Origin of the sequence: Brenneria corticis, assembly GCF_003115855.1 — a bacterium.
GTDB classification, from domain to species: domain Bacteria; phylum Pseudomonadota; class Gammaproteobacteria; order Enterobacterales; family Enterobacteriaceae; genus Brenneria; species Brenneria corticis.
Genome location: NZ_KZ819088.1, coordinates 82,010 through 104,137, shown reverse-complemented (window position 1 = coordinate 104,137; position 22,128 = coordinate 82,010). Strand labels below are relative to the sequence as shown.

Below are 22,128 nucleotides of genomic sequence, written 5' to 3'. Positions count from 1 at the left end.
AACCGACTTATAGCTGAAAGCTTTACGGAACCCCCAGCCTAGCTGGGGGGTTTCTGTGCACAAAAAAGCCCGGGTAAAATCACCCGGGCTTTTCTATCAATCTATGCTACTGCTGTGGTCCGTATATATCCCTGTAATGATCCAATCTTTCTTTAAAGTACTGCCGTTTCTCTTGTGGGATTTTTTCCGCGATTTCGTCAGCATTAATGGTTTTTTTCTGACTTTCCATAAAAGCAATCGTGGAAGCAGCAAAATCAGCGTACTGATCGCTGTATCCAAGAATCATCTTTTCAAAGTTGATCATCTGCTCCCCCCTTTCTTTCGCTGTTGTTGTATTAAAATTATACAACACATTTTGATTTTCACATGGGGAAGGCGTGCGAATATTTCCGGTTATCGGGCCCACGCCGGTTTGTTCAGGATATGGTCTTGCCAATCAACCACCTCGTTCTCCCGCACCGCGATGTGCCGCACGGAAATTCGTTCTCCGTGCATCGCCGTTTTGGAACCGGCAATCAGCGGATGCCACTGCGGCAATCCCTTCCCTTCATGGATCAGCCGATAGGCGCAGGTGGCCGGCAACCAGTTAAAGGTCAGCAGATTTTCGCGGGTAAGCTTGATGCAGTCGGGCTCATATTCAAAGCGACGGCTATAGTTGCGACATTGACAGCTTTTTATATTCAATTGATTACAGGCCACGTTGGTAAAGTAGATTTCCTCCGTATCCTCATCAATAAGTTTATGCAAACAGCACTGCCCGCAGCCGTCGCACAGCGACTCCCATTCGTCGTCGGACATTTCAGCCAATGTCTTGTGCTGCCAAAAAGGGCGTTCAGTCATTTCTCTTTCCGGTTAATCTGTATTGGCGCTCTGTATAGCGGGTTTACGCGGCGGAGGCAAGTTTTGCTACCCGTTCAACGTGAAGCGGGCAGCGCGGAATTAGATAATGCGGGTATTGAGGGTGCGGTCGTTAAGGGTGATTTTCAGCATATCGCCAGACGCGATCGGCCCAACGCCTTGCGGCGTTCCGGTGAGGATAATATCGCCCGCGCGCAGCGTAAAGAAGCGGCTCATATAAGCAATCAGCGGCAGGATCGGCGTAATCATGTCGCGGGTGTTGCCCTGCTGGCGCACCTCGTCATTCACTTTGACCCCCAGTTCCGTCTGCTGCGGATCGCCGAATTCCGCTACCGGAATAAAACCGGAGATCGGGCAGGAACCGTCAAACGCCTTGGCTTTTTCCCACGGCTGCCCGGCTTTTTTGCATGCGGATTGTATATCGCGCAACGTTAAATCCAGCGCGACGCCGTAGCCGGCGATGGCCCGCGCCACCCGCTCCTCATTCGCCTGCTTCAGCGGCGTGCCGATCAGCACAGCCAGTTCGACCTCATGATGAACCGAGCCCAGATTTTTGGGAACGGCGACCGGCTGACGTAAATCGCACAGCGCGGTTTCCGGCTTGATAAATAAAACCGGCTCGGTTGGCGTCGCACTTCCCATTTCCTTAATGTGCGCCGAATAGTTGCTGCCTACGCACACCACTTTGTTTACCGGGAAATCCAGCAGCGCGCCCTGCCAGTCTCTGTGTTGATACATGAATAGTCTCCTGCCCTGTCAGTTGGGTAAACATTACACTTATCACAATAAGCGCGCGTCTGATACCCCCTCCCGCCGGCAACGCGTTAAATGCCCTTGGGCGGAAGATCGTTCGGGAAAGAAATCCGCTTATTAACGGCGGATTTCTTTTTTAATGGCAAACGGCGAGATATTATCACTAAGGCATTATCCGAAAATAAGCGTTGGTATTATTTTTTTACATTTACCAAAGCGTGTTTAATAAACTTTCCGGCTGCGGCGGAACCTGCAGATAAAACCCCTGTTCTTCGAGCGCTTGTTTAACTTTTTCAATATCGGCGCCGGCCAATTTCTTGCTGCCGTCCAGCGGCAATAACATGGCTAAATGCGGTTTACCGAAACTTTTCATCAATTCTTCAGGCACGCGGGAAAAATCGTCTTTTTTTTCGACATACAGATAGGTTTGATCGCGTTTGGAACTCCGGTAGATCGCACAAAACATTTTTTTTACTCTATTTAATGAGAATGGCATCTTGCCTGTATATAATTGTGACTATAACATGCTTACAGCGCTCTGGAATATCATGCCTCAAATGTTACTCTGGGGATTAAAAGATGCTGAAACTGAGTCAGGATAGATGTCACAAACGCCAATTGAACTAAAAGGCAGCAGCTTTACCTTATCGGTTGTTCATTTGCATGATTCCCAACCCGAGGTAATTTATCAGGCATTACAGGAAAAGATCGAGCAGGCGCCCGCTTTTCTGAAAAATGCTCCCGTTGTCATTAATGTCGCCGCGTTAACCGCGGATATCGACTGGATAAAATTACAGCAGGCCATTTCCTCAACCGGGCTGCGCGTCGTCGGCATCAGCGGATGCAAGGACGAGCGGTTGAAACAGATCGTTACGCAGGCGGGATTGCCCCTGCTGAGCGAAGGGAAAGAGCAGCGGCGGGCAGCGCCGCCCGTCACCGCAGTACCTAGCGCCGCGAAGACCCAAGTCATCAGCGCCCCCGTTCGTTCCGGCCAGCAAATCTATGCGCGGAACTGCGATCTGATCGTCACCAGCAGCGTCAGCGCGGGTGCGGAGGTGATCGCCGACGGCAATATCCATATATACGGCATGATGCGCGGCCGGGCGCTGGCCGGCGTTTCAGGCGATGTGCAGAGCCAGATATTTTGCACCCATCTGGCGGCCGAACTGGTGTCGATCGCCGGCCGCTATTGGCTGAGCGATCAGATTCCACCCTCATTTTCCGGGCAGGCGGCAAGGGTAAACCTTAACCTGCTGGATAACGTTTTAAACATACAACCTCTAGACTAAGCCCTTTGACAAGGAAACATTTATGGCACGCATCATTGTTGTTACATCGGGTAAAGGGGGCGTTGGCAAGACTACTTCAAGCGCGGCCATTGCTACCGGTTTAGCCCAGAAAGGAAAAAAGACGGTTGTCATCGACTTTGACATCGGTCTGCGCAACCTCGACCTGATTATGGGATGTGAACGTCGCGTGGTTTACGACTTTGTTAATGTGATCCAGGGCGACGCCACGCTGAATCAGGCGCTTATCAAAGATAAGCGCACCGAAAATCTGTATATTCTGCCCGCTTCGCAGACGCGAGATAAAGACGCGCTGACCCGCGAAGGGGTGGAAAAAGTGCTGGACGATCTGGGTGAAATGTCCTTTGACTTTATCGTCTGCGACTCGCCGGCCGGTATCGAAACCGGCGCGCTGATGGCGCTCTATTTCGCCGATGAAGCGGTTATCACCACCAACCCGGAAGTCTCATCGGTACGCGACTCCGACCGCATTCTGGGCATTCTGTCCTCCAAATCGCGCCGCGCCGAACGTGCGGAAGAGCCGATCAAAGAGCACCTGCTGCTAACCCGCTACAATCCGGGCCGGGTAAATCGCGGCGATATGCTGAGCATGGAGGATGTGCTGGAAATTCTGCGCATTCCGCTGGTCGGGGTTATCCCGGAAGATCAGTCGGTGCTGCGGGCGTCCAACCAGGGCGAGCCGGTTATCCTGGATCCTGAAGCCGACGCCGGCAAGGCCTATTCAGACACCGTCGATCGTCTGTTAGGCGAAGATCGGCCTTTCCGCTTTGTTGAAGAAGAGAAGAAAAGTTTCCTTAAACGACTTTTTGGGGGATAAATTATGGCATTACTCGATTTCTTTCTGTCCCGCAAAAAAGCGACGGCCAATATCGCCAAGGAGCGGCTGCAGATTATTGTCGCGGAGCGACGTCGGGGAGACAGCGAGCCCCATTATCTGCCGCAGTTAAAACGGGATATTCTCGAGGTTATCTGTAAATACGTACAGATAGACCCGGAAATGGTGAGCGTTCAGTTAGAGCAGAAAGGCGATGATATTTCCGTACTTGAGCTGAACGTAACATTGCCGGAAACGGAAGAAAACCCTAAATGATTTTCCCGTCGTAATATCCCCTGCTTATTGGCAGGGGATATTCAAATCCCATTTCCCTGCTTTCTTCGTATTGAGAAATAAACCCGCGCGAATAAAAAGAGCGAACCGCGCTTAATACTGTTGTAAAATTGCCCGCAGCTCATCGCCAAATAAATTATTACGCCAGCCAGACAGCATTTCCGGCTGCGCATTCTGTCCGCTCAATTTCCAGTGCTCGTTAAGCAGCCGGTTAATCTGACGGCGCGATGCCAGCAGCTCAGGGGATAATCCGCTACGCTCGCTTACGCCCTGTACCAGCGCCTTAATATCTTTAAAGGCCTTTTTATAGCCGGGGTAGTCGATAAGGTTGATCACCGGCGGCGGATAGTCCCCGTCGCTCATTCCGCTGGTCTGCTCAACCAATGCCAGCATCGTTTTTCCGTGATAGCGAATCTCCGGACCGCTCAGCCCCAGCGAATCCAGCTCTGCCAGCGAGGCGGGTAAAAAACGCGCCACCTGGCACAGATTCTCTTCACGCACCACGAAGTTCACCGCGCTGTCGCGCTCGCGCGCCTTACGCAGGCGCCATGCGGCGAGCAGTTGCAGGCAGGCCAGATTTCGCCCGCGCAGCTGCCAGGCATTGCCGATTTCGCGATAGGCCAACTCCGGCTCCAATATTTCCCGCTTACGCTGGCACAGCTGGCGACATTCATCCAGCGCGGCGGCCATCCACCCGGCGGCCTCCGTTTCCTGCACCAGTTTGATGGCCATCGGCAGCAGATAGAACACATCGGCGGCGGCATAGTCACACTGTTTTTCACTTAACGGCCGAGCCAGCCAGTCGGTACGCGATTCGCTTTTATCCAGCTCGACGTCCATATATTCGGCCACCAGCGCGGCGAAACCGTAAGAGAGCGGCTTGCCTAAAAAAGCGGCCAGAATCTGGGTATCGATAAACGGCGTCGGCGACAGGCCGAAAGCATTAAGAAAAACTTCCAGGTCTTCGCTGCCGGCGTGAAGAAATTTGACGACCTGCTCGTCGCTCAACAGCTGCTGAAAAGGCGCCCAGTCGGTAATGGTCAAGGGATCGATAAGCGCCAGCCGTTCGCCGTCGTACAATTGGATCAGCCCTAATTGCGGGTAATAAGTGCGAGTTCTCACGAACTCGGTATCCAGCGCGACCTGCGTATATTGGCGCGCCTGCGTGCAAACCTGTTTTAACCCGGCGTCGGTGGTGATCAACTGATAATTCAAAACATCATTCTCTTGGTGGTTGCAATATTATCCATAAATCGCCGTCAGCCGGCGATTCGCCTATGTGTTTGTCGTCTCCGAGATTTTATTTTGCTCATCCCGCAGTTCCCGGCGCAGGATCTTGCCTACGTTAGACTTGGGCAAATCCTCGCAGAATTCAATCTCTTTCGGCACCTTATAGCCTGTAAGATTGCGCCGGCAATGGGTGATCAACTCCTCTTTGGTCAGCGAAGCGTCACGGCGAACCACAAACGCTTTCACCGCCTCGCCCGATACCTCGCTGGGCACACCCACCACGGCGGACTCCGAAACTTTAGCATGCCGGGTAATCACATCTTCAATTTCAGTGGGATAAACGTTAAAGCCTGATACCAGAATCATATCTTTTTTACGATCGATGACCCGCAGAAAACCCTCTTGATCTGCCGTGACAATGTCACCGGTAGCCAGCCAGCCGTCGCGCAAAACCTCATCGGTGGCCGCGGGCTGCTGCCAATAGCCGAGCATCACCTGCGGCCCGCGGATCCACAGTTCGCCCGCTTCGCCAGGGGCGACGTCATTGCCGTCATTATCGATGATGCGTACGTCCGTCGACGGCACCGGCAGCCCGATGCTGCCGCTATAGCGTTGCAGATCGTAGGGATTGCCGGACACCAGCGGCGAGCTTTCCGTCAGCCCGTAGCCCTCCAGCAGGTGTTTGCCGGTCAGCTTTTCCCAGCGTTCCGCCACCGCCTGCTGTACCGAGGCGCCGCCGCCGACGGAGAGCCGCAGCGTGGAGAAATCCAACTGATTAAATTCTTTATTGTTCAACAGGGCGTTAAATAGGGTATTTACCCCGACCATCACGGTAAAGGGATGCTGCGCCAGCTCTTTGACCAGCGCCGGAATATCCCGGGGATTGGTAATCAGCAGATTTGTGCCGCCAAACTCGATAAACAGCAGGCAGTTCACCGTCAGCGCAAAAATGTGGTACAGCGGCAGCGCCGTAACCACCAGTTCATTCTCCCCCAGCACCGGGCCGTATGCCGCTTTGCACTGCGCCAGATTGGCCTGCATATTACGGTGAGTCAGCATCGCCCCTTTGGCGACGCCGGTCGTGCCGCCGGTATATTGCAAGAAAGCCAAATCGGCGTTGATGATGTCCGGCTTCACATACTGCAGACGCCGTCCTTGCTGCAACACCCGCCGAAATGAGATGGCGTCCGGCAGATGGTATTTGGGCACCAGGCGTTTGATGTACTTGACCACAAAATTAACCAGCGTTCCCTTCGGCGTGGAGAGCTGATCGCCCATGCGCGTGAGGATAACGTGTTTCACCTGGGTATTGCGCACCACCTTTTCCAGCGTATGGGCAAAATTGGAAACAATGACAATGGCGCTGGCGCCGCTGTCTTTCAGTTGGTATTCCAGCTCACGCGGGGTATACAGCGGATTCACGTTAACCACCACCATTCCGGCCCGCAGCACGCCGAACAACGCCACCGGATATTGCAGCAGGTTGGGCATCATCAGCGCCACCCGATCGCCTTTCCGCAGCTTAAGCTGATTTTGCAGATAGGCGGCAAACGCCCGGCTGCGCTCTTCCAGTTTGCGGAAGGTCATCACCTCCCCCATATTGATAAACGCCGGCCGATCGGCGTAGCGAGCCGCCGCATTTTCAAATATTTCCACCAATGAGGAATGGCGATCCGCATCGATGTCCGCAGGTACATCCGCCGGATAGCGTGCCAGCCAGATTTTGTCCAAGACGTCACTCCCGAGATATTTTTTTAGCGGCATCGGCAACCTCAATGCAAAGTATTGTTAACATTATTTTAACTCATCTTATTCATTGATAAGTAAACAATGTCAGGGTTGCGAGGCCGATCACCTAAAAAAAAACAGGCAACCTGAGCCGCCTGATTTTCTATGCTACCCGAAGATAGGCTATTCCGTCACGATAGTCTCAATCTGCGCCGGACCATACCAGCCGCCGCCGAATCCCCAACCGGGTCCCCAGCCATAGCCATAGCGCGCATCCCATCCCCACGGGCCGTAAGCGCCCGCCGGCATCGCCACGCGCTGCACGACGTTCCAGCGTTTGTAGCCCTGAACGTCAATCACCACAAAGCGATACGGCTTGTCGCCGATGGCACCCTGTTCCGTCCCGACGATCGGACCGACTACGGTAACCAGTTGGTCTCTAAAATCCGTCGGTTCCAGAAAGCGGTTCACATAAGCGATAAAGCGCCCTTCGGAGGGTTGATTCAGTCGTGGTCTGGCGCCGCCGTCCAGCGGTAAGCCGGCAATCTCCAGCCGGGTTTTATTGGCTTCATTGCGGATGCCGACCACCCGGCCGCCAAAGCGGGACTCTTGTCCCACATACAGCTGCGGCGCGTTCATCACCCGCACCAGATCGTCCTGCGGCGTAGGAGATGTTCCCTTGATGGCGTCCGGCACCGTGACGCAGCCGGACAGCAGCAGGGCCGCGGCAGCGATCAGACCGCTCCACGGCGCGCGCGGCGGCCGAACGCGCCGCGTTTGATTATTCATACACCCAGTCATAGTCACGACATCTCCTTTTCCAGTGCCCGATAATTAGACTATACCGTACAGAATAAGTTGCCGCTCATTCCCGGCCGGGCAGTTTTTTCCAGGCGACTTCATTGCGCAGATAGCGCGGCTCGGCCTGCTCCACGCTCACCGCCTGGCCCGCGTCCCATTGCCGGCAGGCCAGCGGCAGCATATCCTCCGCCTGCGGCAACGGCGTGTCGCCGTCCAGCAATGACACCGCCGGGTGATTCACCAGATCCGCATAGGTTTGCCATCCGGTGCCGGCCGTCGCCCAGCGGCCGCTTAATGGCGCACTCAGCGCCTGCACCTGCTGCGGCGTCAGCACCGCTTCGCCGGCGTCGCCCTGCCAGCGCCCGTCAGCTTCTTGCTGATATTGCGCCCAATACACTTCGCCCATGCGGGCGTCAATCGCCGTCAATACCCGCGTGGCGCCGGTGCGACGCAAGGCGCCCTGCGCCAGGGTCGCCAGGGTGGAAACCCCGATCATCGGCAGATCGGCGCCCAGCGCAAGCCCCTGCGCGATGCCGATGCCGATACGCACCCCGGTAAAACTGCCGGGCCCCCGGCCAAACGCCAGCGCATCCAGCGCGCCGAGCGTCAGGCCGCTTTCCGCCAGCACCTGCCGCACCATGGGCAACACGCGCCGGGTATGTTCCCGGGGACAAACTGCAAATAAAGAATGAATTTCACCATCATTCCAGAGGGCGACGGAACAGGCTTCCGTCGCGGTATCAAGCGCTAGAATTCGCGTGGACATGCCAACCTCGGGCGGGATAAATAAATCTTAACGGCGCGCATGATAGCATAGCGTCCGACAGATTTCCGTTATGCTTTAGCGGTAAGAAACTCGATGGCCTGCCCGATATCGCGCGTGCGCGGCGCGGGCGGCAGGCTATTGAGAAAGACCGAACCATAGGGGCGCATAACCAGGCGATTATCGCAAATAACCAGCACGCCGCGATCGTCGATATCGCGGATCAACCGTCCCACGCCCTGCTTCAGGGTGATAACCGCATCCGGCAATTGCACCTCGTCGAACGGCTCTCCGCCCCGCAGGCGGCAGTCTTCGATGCGCGCTTTCAGCAGCGGATCGTCCGGCGAGGTAAAGGGAAGTTTATCGATAATCACGCAGGAGAGCGCGTCGCCGCGTACGTCAACCCCCTCCCAGAAGCTGCTGGTGGCCACCAGCAGCGCGTTGCCCGCCGCGACAAACTGCGCCAGCAGCTGCGCTTTGCCGGTTTCGCCCTGTAATAACACCGGCAGCGTCAGCGTGGCGCGGAATTCGGCGGCCAGATCGCGCATCATCTGATGGGAGGTGCAGAGCATAAAACAACGTCCCTTATTCGCCGCAATCAGCGGAGAGAGCATCGCCGCCAACCGCTTTGCGCCGCCGGGACGGTTGCTTTCCGGCAGATAACGCGGCACGCAGAGCAACGCCTGGCTGGCGTAATCAAACGGACTCGGCAGCAGCAGGGTATTGGTGTTCGCCTCATCCAGCCCCAGCCGATCGGTAAAGTGTTTCAGCTGCTCGTTAACCGACAGGGTGGCGGAGGTAAAAACCCAGGCCGAGGGCTTTTCTTTCATCAGCTCGCGAAAGCGATCGGCCACGGAAAGCGGCGTCAGCGCCAGCACGAAGTGACGGGAATTGCATTCATACCAGTAGCTGTAGCCGGCCTGCTGCACATCCATCAGGCGCTTTAACCGCCCGCGGTACAGCGTCGCCCGTTCAAAGGCCGCGTCCAGCAGCGCGGAACGGCCTAAAGAGAGTTTGGCCACGTCGTAGCACAGCTCCAGCGCGTCATCCAATAGCAGCAGCGCGCGCTGCAGCGACGGCTGATTAAGGATCTCGCGCAGATTGCCGCGAAAACCGGGGTCGCCCAGCGCCAGACGAAAATCCTGGGCGCTCTGCGTCAGGCGGTCGGCGCTCTTCTGTAATTGCGCCGCATCACGCACCTCCGTGCGGTAGGCGATAGTGATATCTTTCGCCAGATCCATCAGTTGGCGGCTGGTAAGCTGCTGCCCGAAATACTGGCTGGCGATATCGGGGATCTGGTGGGCCTCATCAAAAATCACCACGTCGCTGTCGGGGATCAGTTCGGCGAATCCGCTCTCTTTCACCACCATATCGGCCAGATACAAATGATGGTTGACCACCACGATATCGGCATCCATCGCCTTGCGCCGGGCTTTGACCACAAAGCACTCTTTATAGCGCGGGCAATCGCTGCCCAGGCAATTATCGTTGGTGCTGGTCACCAGCGGCCAGACGGGGCTATCTTCCGCCACGCCGGCACAGGTCGCGACATCGCCCTCCACGGTTTCTGAAGACCAGCCCCGCAGCCTGACCAATGCGCTCAGGGTTTCAGCGGAAAGATCGCCGCCCGCCAGCGATTGCTGCTCAAGGCGCTCCAGACAGAGATAGTTGGTGCGCCCTTTCAGCAGCGCCAGCTTGCCTTTATAGTCAAGCGCCCGCGCCACGGTGGGCAGATCCCGGCTGTAGAGCTGATCCTGCAACGCCTTCGAGCCCGTCGAAATGATGACTTTTTTATCCGCCCGCAGCGCCGGCGCCAGATAAGCATAGGTTTTACCCGTTCCCGTCCCGGCTTCGACCACCAGCGCCCGCTGTTTGTCGATGGCCTGAGCGACGGCCTGCGCCATTTGCCGCTGAGGCTCGCGCGGCTTAAACCCGCGGATGGCCTGCGCCAGCGCCCCATCGGTTGCAAAATCATCTATCACGCGATCGTTTGTCACACTGTCTCTCTTTATAGGATTCGAACCGCCGGTGCTGCCTGACGATAACGTCGCGCTGATTATGCCAAGACTCAACCGGCGCCACCACCACAAATCAGCCGGGCTTTTGGTCGCAGGGGTCTAATGTTAGGCTTAACGCCGTTATTCACCAAGATGAAGAGACTAGATACTTATGCCAATCACCAGAATCGACCCTGAAGCCCGCTGGTCCAATGCCGTGATCCATAACCACACGCTGTATCACACCAGCGTGCCGGATAATCTGGATGGGGATGCCCGCGCGCAGACGGAAAACGCCTTGGCGTCGTTGGACGAGGTATTGCAACAGGCGGGAACGGATAAAAGCCGTCTGCTGGACGTTACCATTTTTCTGGCCGATGCCGATGATTTTGCGGCGATGAACGCCGTATGGGACGCCTGGGTCGCGCCGGGCAGCGCGCCGGTGCGCTGCACCGTGCAGGCCAAACTGATGAATCCGCTTTTTAAAATTGAAATAAAAGCGATAGCCGCCGTGTAAATATGGGCAAGAAGAGGGATAGCCTTAGTGCTCTTCCTCTTCTTCGCCATCATCAAACGAACGATGCTCATCCTCATCGTTTTCATTGCTTTCTTCGTCGTCGAACATGGCGGTGACCCTGTCACCTTTATGTTGTTTCCGAATCTCCGCCGCCACGATGGCGATCGCCTGGCCGCTGCTCATCCCCTGCGACATCAGCTCCTGTATCCGCTCCACCGCTTCCTGCTGCTGCTCATGCGTCAGCGCCGGCATACCTGCAATCATCACCTTCTCCTGGTGGGTTAAATCGGGGCGTATCATCGCACGCCATGCGCGCCACACGCCAGAACTTCCGCGTCTCCGCGCTGGCATATACGCCATCGGCGGTCGGGTTGCCCGCGCGGATCCCGGCCGCAAAATTCATCACAACGAGTGAACGCTGTTAACGGCGTCACATCGGTAGTTATCTATCGAAATAGGGAATATGATAGTATATACCTTTTATTCATGACCGTTTTGCAATGCCTTTTACACTTCGTCAGCTTGAATTCTTCGTCGCCGTCGCGGATACCGGTCAGGTCTCCAAAGCGGCGTCACGCTGTAATGTCTCACAGTCATCAATGACCGTCTCCCTCAAAAATCTGGAGGAGCAGTTTGAAAGACAACTCTTCACCCGTCACGCCAAAGGGATACAGTTAACCGACGCGGGAGAGCGCCTGTTGCGCCACGCCAGACAGGTGCTGAAAACCGTTGAGCTTGCCGCCGCGGACGTACGGGCGCAGACGGACGACCTGCGCGGCCGGGTGCGTATCGGCGTCACGGAAACGCTTTCGGCCTACATGCTGCCATCCCTGTTAAGCGCAATCCAGCAGCGCTTCCCCCATCTGGACGTGGACGTGGCGGAGCTCCCGTCCATGCCCTTATGCCGGGCGATTAGCGACGAACGGGTCGATTTAGCCATTATGCTGGTGTCAAACATCATGCTGCCCGACAGCTGTGAAGCGGAAGTCTTTATTCGCTCGACGCGGCGTCTGTGGACCTGCGCCGGACATCCGCTGCAGGATGCGCCGACGCTGACGCTGCAAGACGTGGCGAAAGAGGATTATTTACTGCTCGATATGGACGATCATATTCCCATCGTCAATTATTACTGGGAAAACCAGCATCTCCGCCCCAGGGTCAAATTCCAATCGACCTCAATCGAAGCGATCAGAAATATGGTGGCCCAGGGGCTGGGCGTCACTATCCTGTCGGATTTCGTCTACCGCACCTGGTCGCTGGAGGGGAATAGAATTATGCGACGGGATATCAGCAACATCATCCCGTCGATGGATATCGGCGTGGTATGGCGCAAAGGCCGCGATTTATCCTACCCGGCGGAGGCGGTGATAGATTTCATCCGCAGCCAGAAAACCTAGCGGGCTACCGCGCCTTTGCGCGCGGCAGCCTGTTTTCGCCGTTAACGTCAGCCCCCCAAGCTGAAGAAAACGTAGCGGCCCACGCCTTCTCCGGTAATGGTGGCGATCAGCGCCAGCGCCCCAATGGCGCCCGGCGATGCGCGCCGTTTTCCCGCCATTAACGTCGCCACAAGAAACAGGGCGACGGTCAGCAACAGATAGCGCGACAACGTCAACGCGTTGATATTCGCGGCGGCGGTTTTTACCGTAATCCCCTGGGCCAGATTGGGCGCCAGGGAGGAGAACATCACGATCACCGCCAGGGTCGCCAGCAAAAAGCCAAGCATATACAGGCGCAGCAGCGGAGCCAGCAGGTCGGATTCGCCGCCCGCGCCGAATCGACGCAGCCCGAACCGCATGCTCATCGCGCCGAACAGGCTTCCCATCATGAACGACGAACCGTAAAAAGCCGCATAGGTTCCCCAGCCCTGCCAGAGAATAAAGCGGCTGTTATCGTAAATCGCCGACATCACAAAGATATCCGCCAGGCCCGCCAGCGCGGTGATGCCCAGCAGCGTCATCGGCAGCGTTTTGCGCACCAGCAGCACCGCCGCCGACAGGAACAGCAGCCCCATAAAGAGCGCGGTGAACAGGATCTCGCGGCTCATCCAGGAGTGCGTGACGTGGCTGAGGGTATAGAGCGCATGCCACGGATTGCCCAGATGCGCCACGGACGCCAGCAGCCCAATCCCGCCGACGATCAGCGCGCAGACTATCGGCGGCCGCGCCATCGCCGCCCGCTTATCGTTATCCCAATCCCGATAGGCAAAGCGCTGGCAATACCACACCGTGACGACGCAGCCAATCGCCAGCTGCATAAGTAAGGTGAAAATTATCAATGGCCATTCATGCATTTCAGTATCCTCGCTGCATTTTGCTGCTGACGATCAGGTTGGGCCGGGTAATGGATGATTCCGGCAGGCCCTCGATATCCGCGTTATCGCCATATTTTTCGCGCAGTGCGCCGATGGGGCCGAAGTCCAGCGCCCGCATCGGACAGGCGTCCACGCAGGCGGGGTTGCCGCCTTCCGCGCGCAGGCTGAGGCAGGTGTCGCACTTGGTCATCATTCCCGACGCCTCATCGAACTGCGGCGCTTCATAAGGGCACGCCCAGGTGCAGTAGCGGCAACCGACGCACAGGTCGTGATCCACCACCACCACCCCGTCCTCTTCGCGTTTATGCATGGCCTTGGTCGGGCAATGGGTCACGCAGGAGGGCGAATCGCAGTGGTTGCAGGCGATGGAAAGATGCCAGCGTCGCGGCGCGGGATAGGTTCCTTCCTCAAAGTCATAGACCCGGCGGTAATTGCGCCCGACCTCCAAATCGTTTTTATCTTTGCAGGCAATGACGCAGGTTTTACAGCCGATGCAGGCGGCGGCATTAAAATAGAATCCGACTTGTTCCATTTTTATTGGTCCTCGCTAAAAAGGATACGTTGCGGCCAGGAAGCATCCGCGGTTAGCGCCGGCCCCCGCCATTTCTCCACGTTGCACAGCACGGTATTCCAGCCTGACGTGCCAAACCCGGTCGGGATCTGTTCGGTAATGGCGTTATCCGCGCCGGCCAGGTCGATGCCGTTTTTTTCATCCAGTTCGAACCAACCGCCGTGCGGCAATCCCACCACGCCGGGCTTCATCGTTTCGGTCAGCCAGGCGGGACGCAGGGTTTTGCCCGCCGCGCTGCTGAGCAGCACCGTTTCACCATGCTTAATGCCCAGTCTGACGGCGTCCGATTTGTTGAGATAGACGGGAGACGGCCACGCCTCCCGCAGCCAGGGAACGTTGTCCAGCGTACTGTGCGAGCGTCTCAGGTAGTGCGGGTTATAGACCTGGAAAGGATACTTCCCTTTCTCCTTGCGTTCCCAGTCGGCAAAACTCTCTTCATAGCCTTTGGGCTTGACCGTATAGGCCGGAAGCGCGGGAATGTCGCTCCAGCCATACTCTTTGCCGACGCGGGTCAATTTCGGGCAGTAGATTTCAAACTTGCCGCTGTCGGTCTCGCGCGGGTGAGCGGCCGGATCGCCGACAAATTCCTCATAGGCGATATAGCCATAGTTGTCTCCGTCGCGGCGCGCCACCTGATAGCACCCTTTTTCAAGGAAATCGCCGAGCGAAATCTTCCCTTGCTGCGCCCGGCCTTCAACGCCCCAGGCGGCAATATCCTGCGCGGTGATGGTCAATAGCGGCACCGGGGTTTTTCCATCTTCGGCAATGACGGTCGCCCCTTGCAGCATATTGAAGAACTGCTGCTTTTCCGATATGGGAAAGATCTTGTCGACGTCAATCCCCAGCCGCTTGCCGATCTCCCTGGCGATCCATTGATCGCTTTTGGCCTCATACAGCGGCGGAACGATATTGGTCGCGACAATCAATACATCGCGATTGCTGGGATTCAGAATGGTCCCCTCCCGCTCCCACTCGGTGGTCACCGGCAGCACGACATCGGCGTATTTGGCGCTGGTATGCAGGACATAGGCGGGCGATACGATAAACTCGACCTTTTCCCGCAGCGCCGCGATGCCCTGATGAATATTGGCGCGGGTCTGCATGGTGGCGTTAAAGGTATGGAACATCATGCGGATATCGATATGCTTCTCGCCGTCGCCCCGCTGCCGGAAAACCCCTGTTGTCAGCGCCCGGTTGATTTCATTATGGTTAATCGCGCTTTTAACGGGGTTCGGAAAGGTCGGCAGCCCCGTTGCGCCGCCGTTCACCAGCCGAGGTCCGCCGTTGCCCGCCGCGTAATGGCAGCTGACGCCGGTCATTCTGCCGGGGCGCCCCATATGGCCGGTCATAAAGCCGAGCGTGGAAAAGGCATGCACCCAACCTTCGCCGTTATGAATGCGCGCCGGCGCCCAGCCCGTCAACAGCGCGGCGCGCCGCGTGCCGCCGATCTGCCTTGCCAGGCTGCGGATGCCTTCCGGCGGCACGCCGCAGATTTCGGCGGCCCACTCCGGCGTTCTCGGCTGATGGTTGAAGGTGCCCAGCAGATAATCCTGGAAATTATCATCCGGGTTGGCGCCGGCCGGCATATGTTCCCGGTCAAAGCCGACGCAGCACCGGTTGAGGAAATCCCAATCAATCAGCGGATTCGTCCGGGGGTCGTCCTCTTCCAGCAGGGCATACATGATCCCCAGCGCCAGCGCGTGGTCGGTGCCGGGATTAATCGGTACCCATTCGGCGTCGAGCAGTTCGCAGGTCGCGTTATAACTGGGATCGATACTGATAAAGCGGGCGCCCGCCTTTTTAGCTTGCAGATAGTGGTACGTCGGGTTTCCGGGGCTGCTCCATGCGGGGTTGGCGCCCCACAGGACAATCAGCTGGGACTTGCGCAGATCGAAACGGTCATTGATGCCGAATTTTATCCATCCGTCATGCACGCCGATATATCCCGGCGTGTCTTTCCATGCCCCCCAGGAGGTGGTTCCCCAGTCCGAGGTGTAACCGCCGTAGTTGGCGTAAAGGTTAAGATAGTGGTTGCCGTTCGAGCCGGTTAACCAGATGGATTCGTTGCCGTATGTCTCTTTTATGCGTTTTGTTTCGCTTGCCACAATGTCCAGCGCTTCATCCCAACTGATGCGCACCCACTGATCCCGCCCGCGCAACGATTTATCGCCGCCTCCCGGCGCCCAGTTTTTACGTTTCATCGGATAGCGCAGCCGATCCGCGCCAAAAACCTGCTTGCGCTGGGAGCGCCCGCGCAGACAGCCGCGCTGTTGCGGATAATCGGGGGAATCGGGGTGGGTATCGTCCGTTTTCTGTCTTTCCACCACGCCGTCGACAACCAGCGCCTTGTTGAGACAGCGGCCGCCGCAGTTATGCCAGCAGGCGGCCGGCTTCCAGACGCCCTCTTTCGTCGATGCCGCGGCCCCCTGCGCGGGGCCGTCGGACGCGGCGGCCTGCAATCCCCGGCTAATAGGCAGAGCAACCATGGCGGTGGCGGCGGAGCTCCATTTAATAAAGGATCTTCGACTGATGCCGGAGCGTGGTTTATTTTTCATTAAATACTCCTTACTCTCACATTGCATATCATTGGTTATATTGTTGGTAATCGTTGGAACTGGCCGCTATCGGCGCCGACAAGAGCGCCGAGCCGCTGCTTGTCATAGGCTAAAAACAGCGGCAAAATCCGGCCGACGCCGCGATAAAACGCGGTTTGCGCATGCGTTTGAATATTCCGGCAAAAGGGCGCCGCGAAGGCCAATGGGTGTTGCTGAAGAAAGTCGAGCTGTTCCTGAAGCGATACGATGAGCTGTTCCGGGGGGGCGCCGTTCAACGCCATTTCGGCCGCGGCGACGCTCTGCCGGTAGAGAAAATCCAATTCAAACCCTATATGGTCCGCCGCTTCCGCTTCATCGTCGGACATCATAAAACCCTGTCGCCGGTAAAGCCGTTTCACCTCGTTGGTGCAGCGTTGAAACAGCAACTTATCGCGTGATACGTATACCGACTCCCAGGGGGGCGCCGGCGGCGTTTCCGGGCCGATAAACAGGCGGGTAAAATCCCAGTGCAGGTTTTCAAACGCCGCCTCCCCGCGCGCAAAGCGGGGGTGATCCAGCGCGCCGCGAACCTCGCATACTGCCTGGGTAAACGCCGCGTCGTCGATGTGCGGCACTAGCTCGGCCAGATCCTGCCGTTGCAAAAAATGCAATAATTCCGGCGTGGGTTCTTCGATAAACAGGCGTCGCAGGATGTCGTATCCCACCGGCCGTTGTAGTAGATAAGGCGTTAGCGTGCCGTTGCTCATTGTCATCTCCTCAGATGGCCGAAAGCGCAAACATGGATGGCGTAACATGTTGTAATTGCACTTCTTTAATATAATTTTCCGCTGCCGAATGCCGCTCGACGACATTCAGGGAAAGGCAAACCTCGATATCGAGTTCGCCAAGCAGGGCTATTGCCGATGGGTGAAACTGAATGCAGTTATATTGCGCAATGCGCTTTACCGGCTGCCGATGCGCCGCAAGTATGGCGGTGACGGCATCGATGGCCCGACCAAACACCTTCGCGCATTTAAAGAAGTAGTCGTGCGGCGAGAAATAATAGCTATCGTCCACCGGACGGCCGTGATTCTGCTGATATATCTGCCCGGTATGCTTGTTTTCCAGAGAACAGTAGTGAACGCCCAGCTTCAGCCCGTTATCCAACGCGAACAGCATCAACGCCAGGGCGGTATTTTCACTGTTGGCGATAGCCAGGCCGCCGGCGTACCAGTAATTGTAATAAACCTGATAGGGCGGATATTTCAGTTCAAAACCAAGGTGACGAAATGTTTCGGCGTTGCTTAACGGAAAGCAGAACTCCAGCAGATTGATGCCGTCAACGCCGATGTCGTCAAGCTCGCGCAGCAGTTGCCGCATCTGCGCCAGGGTGCCGGGGATCACCGGCATCTCCACCATCACCGTCGGAATAAAGTCCCTCGCCAGTCGGATACGGCGCATGATTCTGGCTTGCTTTTCCGGCGGATCGTCGATCTTGATGCTGAAACGAATCTCCTTCAGTCCGGACTGCTGCAATTTCCTGGCCGTATCGCGATCCAACGGGTCGCCGGCGGTGTAAAGCCGCGAATGAACAGCGGGAAACTCGTCATGCAGCTGCGCAAAAAAGTCTGTCGCCGCCTGCTTATGCAATAGCGGTTCGCCTCCGGTCAGCGCCGCGTAGCGTAACGGCGCGCCCTGTTGCGACATTTGCCGCACTTCCCGCGCCGCCTGGCGCAGATGATGCTGATAGTATTCATAGTCCTGCTGATTTTGGTTAAAACAGAAATAGCAGTTGCGATGACATTTCAGGGAAAGAAAGGCGGTGTAACTCTCCTCGCCGGTACGGCATGCGACGCAGGCGTCGGAGATCCAGTTGATATGGATACTTTTACCGCTGTTGGCGAACACCGCGCCTTTGTCGCGCAGTTGCCGTTGCAGTTTCCGACTCTCCTGCCGATACTCCGCGGCGGTATCAAACGCCAGGCCGTATTGCTCTATGGCCCGCAGCGTATTTTTTTCAATTTCGATATAGCGCTCGGCGTAACGCGCAAAATCGGGATCGGCAATGCGCTGAAACGTTTGCTGGCTTATGGTTTTCATCTCTCCCCCGCTACGCATTGAGATTCAGGCTGTTGATGCCGATGCGCTGCCCGGCCAGTCGAAGTTTTTCGCCTATGCGGCATGCGGGACAGGCATGTTCCCCGTCGCTTAATGACGGATAGCGTTGCCGGCAGCGGGTACATAGCGCGACTTTGAACGGATAGGACGTAACGGTTCTCTTGTTGACTCCGGGGGTTACCTCAAGCGCCTGTTCCGGGCAGCTATCCTGACAAAGTCGGCACCCCACGCATTTTTTCTCATCGACGACAAATGCCTGGTTCTCATAGCGGAACGCCCCGGTGGGACATAATTGCAAACAGCTGCTGCACAGCGAACAGGCCAGCGAATCGATATTGACATTGAATAATTGATATTCATCGACAACATCGCTTATCAGCTTATTTTTTATACCGGCCGGTTTTTTTAAATATTCCCTGATTACGTCAACGCGAAGAAAACGACGGCGCCCAGGTTTATTTTCCTCAGGTGAATAATACGAATCATTATCAGTCTGCGTTTTTTTCTGTAATTGAAATATCGGTTGTCCCATTGATTGTAAAATCACATTAGCTTTGGCAATAATCCATTCCCAGGAAGAATGATTCTCATCTACAATAATGATGCGATAACCGGCCTGGTAATATAATAAACATTCTTTCACCGAGGGAATGGCCGTCGCAGCCATATATACGCCGCCATTGACGGCATAGCGCTGCGGCGGGCGACCATCTATGGCCATTACCGGGCAAACAAGCACGCACCCGCCGCAGCCCGTACAGAATTCCTCATTGATTTTTATGGTATTATTTTCTGAAATCGTTAATGCCCCTGATGAACAATAATCCACACACTGTTGACATGCGGCGCGTTTGCTCTTATTTCTGACGCAAGCGCACGTCACAGCCACCTCAGCGCCAATCGTCATATTCATCACTCACCTCGAATGCGGACGGCCCGGAATTCGGATATATTCATAAAGATGAAAGATCAAATAAATCTAAAGTATTTTTTATTATTGAATTTTATTTTTATAAATTCGTTAAAAAATAGTAAATAATGTTATTACTTAAATGATTATCCATAGGGCAAAGAATATAGACGCACTCTTCATATGGCTAATGTATTTTTCCTATATTCCATTATGGCCTTTTTGTATATTTCCGCCGAAATTATAAATATCGCCTCCGTGGGTAAGCGTGGCGCTAATCATCAGGCAGCGGACAGAATCGAGAAAAAAACTTCACCGCTAAAACGGCAAATATAAAAGTGAAAAATGTGAGCAATCCAACAATTCAGAATAAAGGGTCTTGCGTTGCGATTAGCCTGGCGAAAAGGTCGCACGGAGCTAAGCGGAAATCTGCGCCGTACGCCAGAACTGGCGCTTTGTGGTACGCTAGCCCGCCGGGGAAAATAACCCTGGGCTGACCATAAAACAGCGGTTCACCTGCAAGCATGAGATTATACGAAAAGACATGTCCATAAATACCAACGTCTCATCCCCCGTCTATCATTCGCTGCCCTATCGGCCGGATGCGCTACTGACGCTTTTCGCGCCGTTTTCGCAGCAGCCGTGGGCGATGCTGCTGCATTCGGGCTTTGCCGATCATCCCCATAGTCGTTTCGACATTATGGTGGCCGACCCCAGAGTCACGCTGCGCACCCACGGCGAACGGACGGAAATCACCCGCAACGGCAATACGCAGATATCCACCGACGATCCCTTCCAACTGCTGCAACAACAGCTTGAACATCTGGGCATCGATGCCGCGGCGCGCCCCGACTTTCCCTTTCAGGGCGGCGCGCTCGGCCTGTTCGGTTACGATCTCGGTCGCCGCATCGAGAAGTTGTCGTCACGGGCGCAACAGGATATCGCCCTGCCCGATATGGCCGTCGGTCTATATGACTGGGCGGTAATCGCCGATCATCAGCGCCAGACATTAACGCTGATCGTTCATCGTCATCTTCAGGAGCGGCTCGACTGGCTGGCGCATCCGCCCGCGGGTCGCCCCACCGCCGATTTCCGACTTACCGGGCCGTGGCGCGCCAATATGTCGCGCGCGGAGTACGGCGGAAAATTTAATAAAATACAGGATTACCTGCTGTCGGGAGACTGTTATCAGGTCAACCTGGCACAACGCTTTGTCGCCGACTATCAAGGCGACGAATGGCAGGCGTTTCTGCGGCTGTCGTCAGGCAATAAGGCGCCGTTCTCCGCGTTTCTGCGCCTGCCTGAAAACGCGGTGATCAGCGTTTCTCCCGAACGTTTTCTGTGGTTGGAAAATCAACAGATCCAGACCCGCCCCATTAAAGGCACGCTGCCGCGCCTGGCCGACAAGGACGCGGACCGCGCGCAGGCCGCACGACTGGCGCGGTCGGATAAAGATCGGGCGGAAAACCTGATGATTGTCGATTTGCTGCGTAACGATATTGGCCGCGTGGCGGAGCCCGGCAGCGTGCGCGTGCCGGAATTGTTTATCGTGGAACCTTTTCCCGCGGTTCACCATCTGGTCAGTACCATTACGGCGCGGCTTCCCGCCGGCTGTCACGCGACGGCGTTGCTGCGCGCCTGTTTCCCCGGCGGTTCGATCACCGGCGCGCCCAAGATCCGGGCGATGCAGATTATTGAAGAGCTGGAACCACAGCGGCGTAATGCCTATTGCGGCAGCATTGGCTACCTGAGCATTTGCGGCACCATGGACACCAGCATCGCCATTCGCACCTTATTAACCGAGCAGGGAAAAATATACTGCTGGGCCGGCGGGGGAATCGTCGCCGACAGCCTGGAACAGGCGGAATATCAGGAAACCTTTGATAAAGTGAAACGTATCTTGCCATTGCTGGATACGAGGGATTAATAGGATAATCAGCGCTTCCCAGGTAAAGACCCGTGACCCATTCAATGAATGCAACCCGCTCGTCCGCCGGCTTCGATCTGGCCGAGTTTATTACCCGCTTTCAGCTGCAAACGCTGCTGCCGGCGCCGCCGGCCCGCCACCGGAGGCAGGCGGCCGTACTGGTGCCGATTGTGCGCCGCGCCACCCCGACGCTGCTGCTGACCCGCCGGGCATCCGGCCTGAGAAGCCACGCCGGGCAGGTCGCTTTCCCCGGCGGCGCGGCCGACCTTGAAGACCGGTCGCTGGTGGAGACGGCGCTGCGCGAAGCGCAGGAAGAAGTGGCCATTCCGCCGCAGAACGTGCAGGTATTGGGCGTATTACCGTCGCTGGACAGCATCAGCGGCTTTCAGGTCACGCCGGTTGTCGGTCTTATCTCCCCGCAGACCCGCTTTTATCCGCATGAAAACGAGGTGGCGGAGCTCTTTGAAATGCCGCTGGCGGAAGCGCTGGCGCTCACCCGCTACCATTCCCTTGATATCGAGCGGCAGCGCAGACCTCACCGCGTTTACCTCTCCTGGTATCGGCAGCAATTCGTCTGGGGATTGACGGCGGCGATTATCCGCCGGCTCGCCCTGCACGTTGCCGGCGAGCCGTGATGGCTTTGTCCCGCTGTCCGCTGAGATAAGCCCCCTTGCCCGTTGGTATAAGTTTATTTC

At 56.3% G+C, this 22,128-nt stretch carries 23 protein-coding genes; 7 read left to right on the top strand and 16 right to left on the bottom strand.

What is annotated here, in order from left to right; genetic code table 11:
• Positions 1 to 106: 106 nt before the first annotated feature.
• The 4 genes from DDT56_RS18325 to DDT56_RS18310 form a co-directional block, all read right to left on the bottom strand.
• Positions 107 to 304 carry a DNA polymerase III subunit theta gene (locus tag DDT56_RS18325; RefSeq protein ID WP_136167854.1) on the bottom strand — a complete coding sequence of 66 codons (198 nt, stop codon included), beginning with the start codon at positions 302 to 304 and terminating at the stop codon, positions 107 to 109.
• 89 nt (positions 305 to 393) lie between these two features.
• Entirely contained in the window at positions 394 to 840 is a 447-nt protein-coding gene (locus tag DDT56_RS18320; RefSeq protein WP_009112912.1) for a YcgN family cysteine cluster protein, read from the bottom strand.
• 99 nt (positions 841 to 939) lie between these two features.
• Positions 940 to 1,596 carry a fumarylacetoacetate hydrolase family protein gene (locus DDT56_RS18315; RefSeq protein WP_136167853.1) on the bottom strand — a complete coding sequence of 219 codons (657 nt, stop codon included), beginning with the start codon at positions 1,594 to 1,596 and terminating at the stop codon, positions 940 to 942.
• Between the two features lie 223 nt (positions 1,597 to 1,819).
• On the bottom strand, positions 1,820 to 2,077 hold the full coding sequence (locus tag DDT56_RS18310) for a YcgL domain-containing protein (protein ID WP_136167861.1): 258 nt from the start codon (positions 2,075 to 2,077) through the stop codon (positions 1,820 to 1,822).
• A gap of 136 nt (positions 2,078 to 2,213) precedes the next feature.
• Between DDT56_RS18310 and minC the strand changes: the two genes are divergently transcribed.
• The 3 genes from minC to minE are packed head-to-tail and all read left to right on the top strand — an operon-like array spanning position 2,214 to position 4,008.
• Positions 2,214 to 2,900, top strand: coding sequence for a septum site-determining protein MinC (minC, locus tag DDT56_RS18305; RefSeq protein ID WP_136167852.1), 687 nt, complete (start codon positions 2,214 to 2,216; stop codon positions 2,898 to 2,900).
• A gap of 22 nt (positions 2,901 to 2,922) precedes the next feature.
• Positions 2,923 to 3,735: a septum site-determining protein MinD gene (gene minD / locus DDT56_RS18300; RefSeq protein WP_136167851.1), complete on the top strand. Its 813-nt coding sequence runs from the start codon at positions 2,923 to 2,925 to the stop codon at positions 3,733 to 3,735.
• A gap of 3 nt (positions 3,736 to 3,738) precedes the next feature.
• The gene (gene minE, locus DDT56_RS18295; protein WP_136167850.1) at positions 3,739 to 4,008 is read left to right on the top strand and encodes a cell division topological specificity factor MinE; all 270 of its coding nucleotides are present in this window, start codon (positions 3,739 to 3,741) and stop codon (positions 4,006 to 4,008) included.
• 111 nt (positions 4,009 to 4,119) lie between these two features.
• Here the strand turns inward: minE and rnd are convergent, their stop codons facing one another.
• From rnd to DDT56_RS18270, 5 genes are all read right to left on the bottom strand, one after another.
• Positions 4,120 to 5,241: a ribonuclease D gene (gene rnd, locus DDT56_RS18290; protein WP_136167849.1), complete on the bottom strand. Its 1,122-nt coding sequence runs from the start codon at positions 5,239 to 5,241 to the stop codon at positions 4,120 to 4,122.
• A 60-nt stretch (positions 5,242 to 5,301) separates the two neighbouring features.
• Positions 5,302 to 6,987: a long-chain-fatty-acid--CoA ligase FadD gene (gene fadD, locus DDT56_RS18285; protein ID WP_136167848.1), complete on the bottom strand. Its 1,686-nt coding sequence runs from the start codon at positions 6,985 to 6,987 to the stop codon at positions 5,302 to 5,304.
• 180 nt (positions 6,988 to 7,167) lie between these two features.
• Complete coding sequence (locus DDT56_RS18280) at positions 7,168 to 7,773, bottom strand: Slp family lipoprotein (protein WP_168197648.1); 606 nt, start codon at positions 7,771 to 7,773, stop codon at positions 7,168 to 7,170.
• Positions 7,774 to 7,849: 76 nt separating this feature from the next.
• Positions 7,850 to 8,551: a tRNA (adenosine(37)-N6)-threonylcarbamoyltransferase complex dimerization subunit type 1 TsaB gene (gene tsaB / locus DDT56_RS18275; RefSeq protein ID WP_136167847.1), complete on the bottom strand. Its 702-nt coding sequence runs from the start codon at positions 8,549 to 8,551 to the stop codon at positions 7,850 to 7,852.
• A 68-nt stretch (positions 8,552 to 8,619) separates the two neighbouring features.
• The gene (locus DDT56_RS18270; RefSeq protein WP_210417047.1) at positions 8,620 to 10,530 is read right to left on the bottom strand and encodes a DNA repair helicase YoaA; all 1,911 of its coding nucleotides are present in this window, start codon (positions 10,528 to 10,530) and stop codon (positions 8,620 to 8,622) included.
• A gap of 187 nt (positions 10,531 to 10,717) precedes the next feature.
• On the opposite strand from DDT56_RS18270, the gene DDT56_RS18265 reads away from it, so the two are divergent.
• Positions 10,718 to 11,062: a RidA family protein gene (locus tag DDT56_RS18265; protein WP_136167845.1), complete on the top strand. Its 345-nt coding sequence runs from the start codon at positions 10,718 to 10,720 to the stop codon at positions 11,060 to 11,062.
• 24 nt (positions 11,063 to 11,086) lie between these two features.
• Here DDT56_RS18265 and DDT56_RS18260 read toward each other — a convergent pair whose 3' ends face one another.
• Positions 11,087 to 11,326 (bottom strand): YoaH family protein, encoded by a 240-nt coding sequence (locus DDT56_RS18260; RefSeq protein ID WP_136167844.1) that lies wholly within the window; start codon positions 11,324 to 11,326, stop codon positions 11,087 to 11,089.
• 236 nt (positions 11,327 to 11,562) lie between these two features.
• Here DDT56_RS18260 and DDT56_RS18255 point away from each other — a divergent pair, with 236 nt between their 5' ends.
• Positions 11,563 to 12,459 (top strand): LysR family transcriptional regulator, encoded by an 897-nt coding sequence (locus DDT56_RS18255; protein WP_136167843.1) that lies wholly within the window; start codon positions 11,563 to 11,565, stop codon positions 12,457 to 12,459.
• Positions 12,460 to 12,506: 47 nt separating this feature from the next.
• Here the strand turns inward: DDT56_RS18255 and DDT56_RS18250 are convergent, their stop codons facing one another.
• The 6 genes from DDT56_RS18250 to DDT56_RS18225 are packed head-to-tail and all read right to left on the bottom strand — an operon-like array spanning position 12,507 to position 19,509.
• Entirely contained in the window at positions 12,507 to 13,352 is an 846-nt protein-coding gene (locus DDT56_RS18250; protein ID WP_136167842.1) for a dimethyl sulfoxide reductase anchor subunit family protein, read from the bottom strand.
• A 1-nt stretch (position 13,353) separates the two neighbouring features.
• Positions 13,354 to 13,905 (bottom strand): DMSO/selenate family reductase complex B subunit, encoded by a 552-nt coding sequence (locus tag DDT56_RS18245; RefSeq protein ID WP_136167841.1) that lies wholly within the window; start codon positions 13,903 to 13,905, stop codon positions 13,354 to 13,356.
• A 2-nt stretch (positions 13,906 to 13,907) separates the two neighbouring features.
• Entirely contained in the window at positions 13,908 to 16,499 is a 2,592-nt protein-coding gene (locus DDT56_RS18240; protein WP_136167840.1) for a molybdopterin-dependent oxidoreductase, read from the bottom strand.
• A gap of 35 nt (positions 16,500 to 16,534) precedes the next feature.
• Positions 16,535 to 17,245 carry a TorD/DmsD family molecular chaperone gene (locus tag DDT56_RS18235; protein WP_136167839.1) on the bottom strand — a complete coding sequence of 237 codons (711 nt, stop codon included), beginning with the start codon at positions 17,243 to 17,245 and terminating at the stop codon, positions 16,535 to 16,537.
• Positions 17,246 to 17,255: 10 nt separating this feature from the next.
• A complete protein-coding gene (locus DDT56_RS18230) occupies positions 17,256 to 18,578 on the bottom strand; it encodes a radical SAM protein (protein ID WP_136167838.1) in 1,323 nt (440 codons plus the stop codon).
• 10 nt (positions 18,579 to 18,588) lie between these two features.
• A complete protein-coding gene (locus tag DDT56_RS18225; RefSeq protein WP_136167837.1) occupies positions 18,589 to 19,509 on the bottom strand; it encodes a 4Fe-4S dicluster domain-containing protein in 921 nt (306 codons plus the stop codon).
• A 541-nt stretch (positions 19,510 to 20,050) separates the two neighbouring features.
• On the opposite strand from DDT56_RS18225, the gene pabB reads away from it, so the two are divergent.
• Together pabB and DDT56_RS18215 are read left to right on the top strand one after the other, a co-directional pair.
• Complete coding sequence (gene pabB, locus DDT56_RS18220; protein ID WP_136167836.1) at positions 20,051 to 21,433, top strand: aminodeoxychorismate synthase component 1; 1,383 nt, start codon at positions 20,051 to 20,053, stop codon at positions 21,431 to 21,433.
• Between the two features lie 44 nt (positions 21,434 to 21,477).
• Positions 21,478 to 22,068: a CoA pyrophosphatase gene (locus tag DDT56_RS18215; protein ID WP_136167859.1), complete on the top strand. Its 591-nt coding sequence runs from the start codon at positions 21,478 to 21,480 to the stop codon at positions 22,066 to 22,068.
• The last annotated feature ends 60 nt before the right edge of the window (positions 22,069 to 22,128 follow it).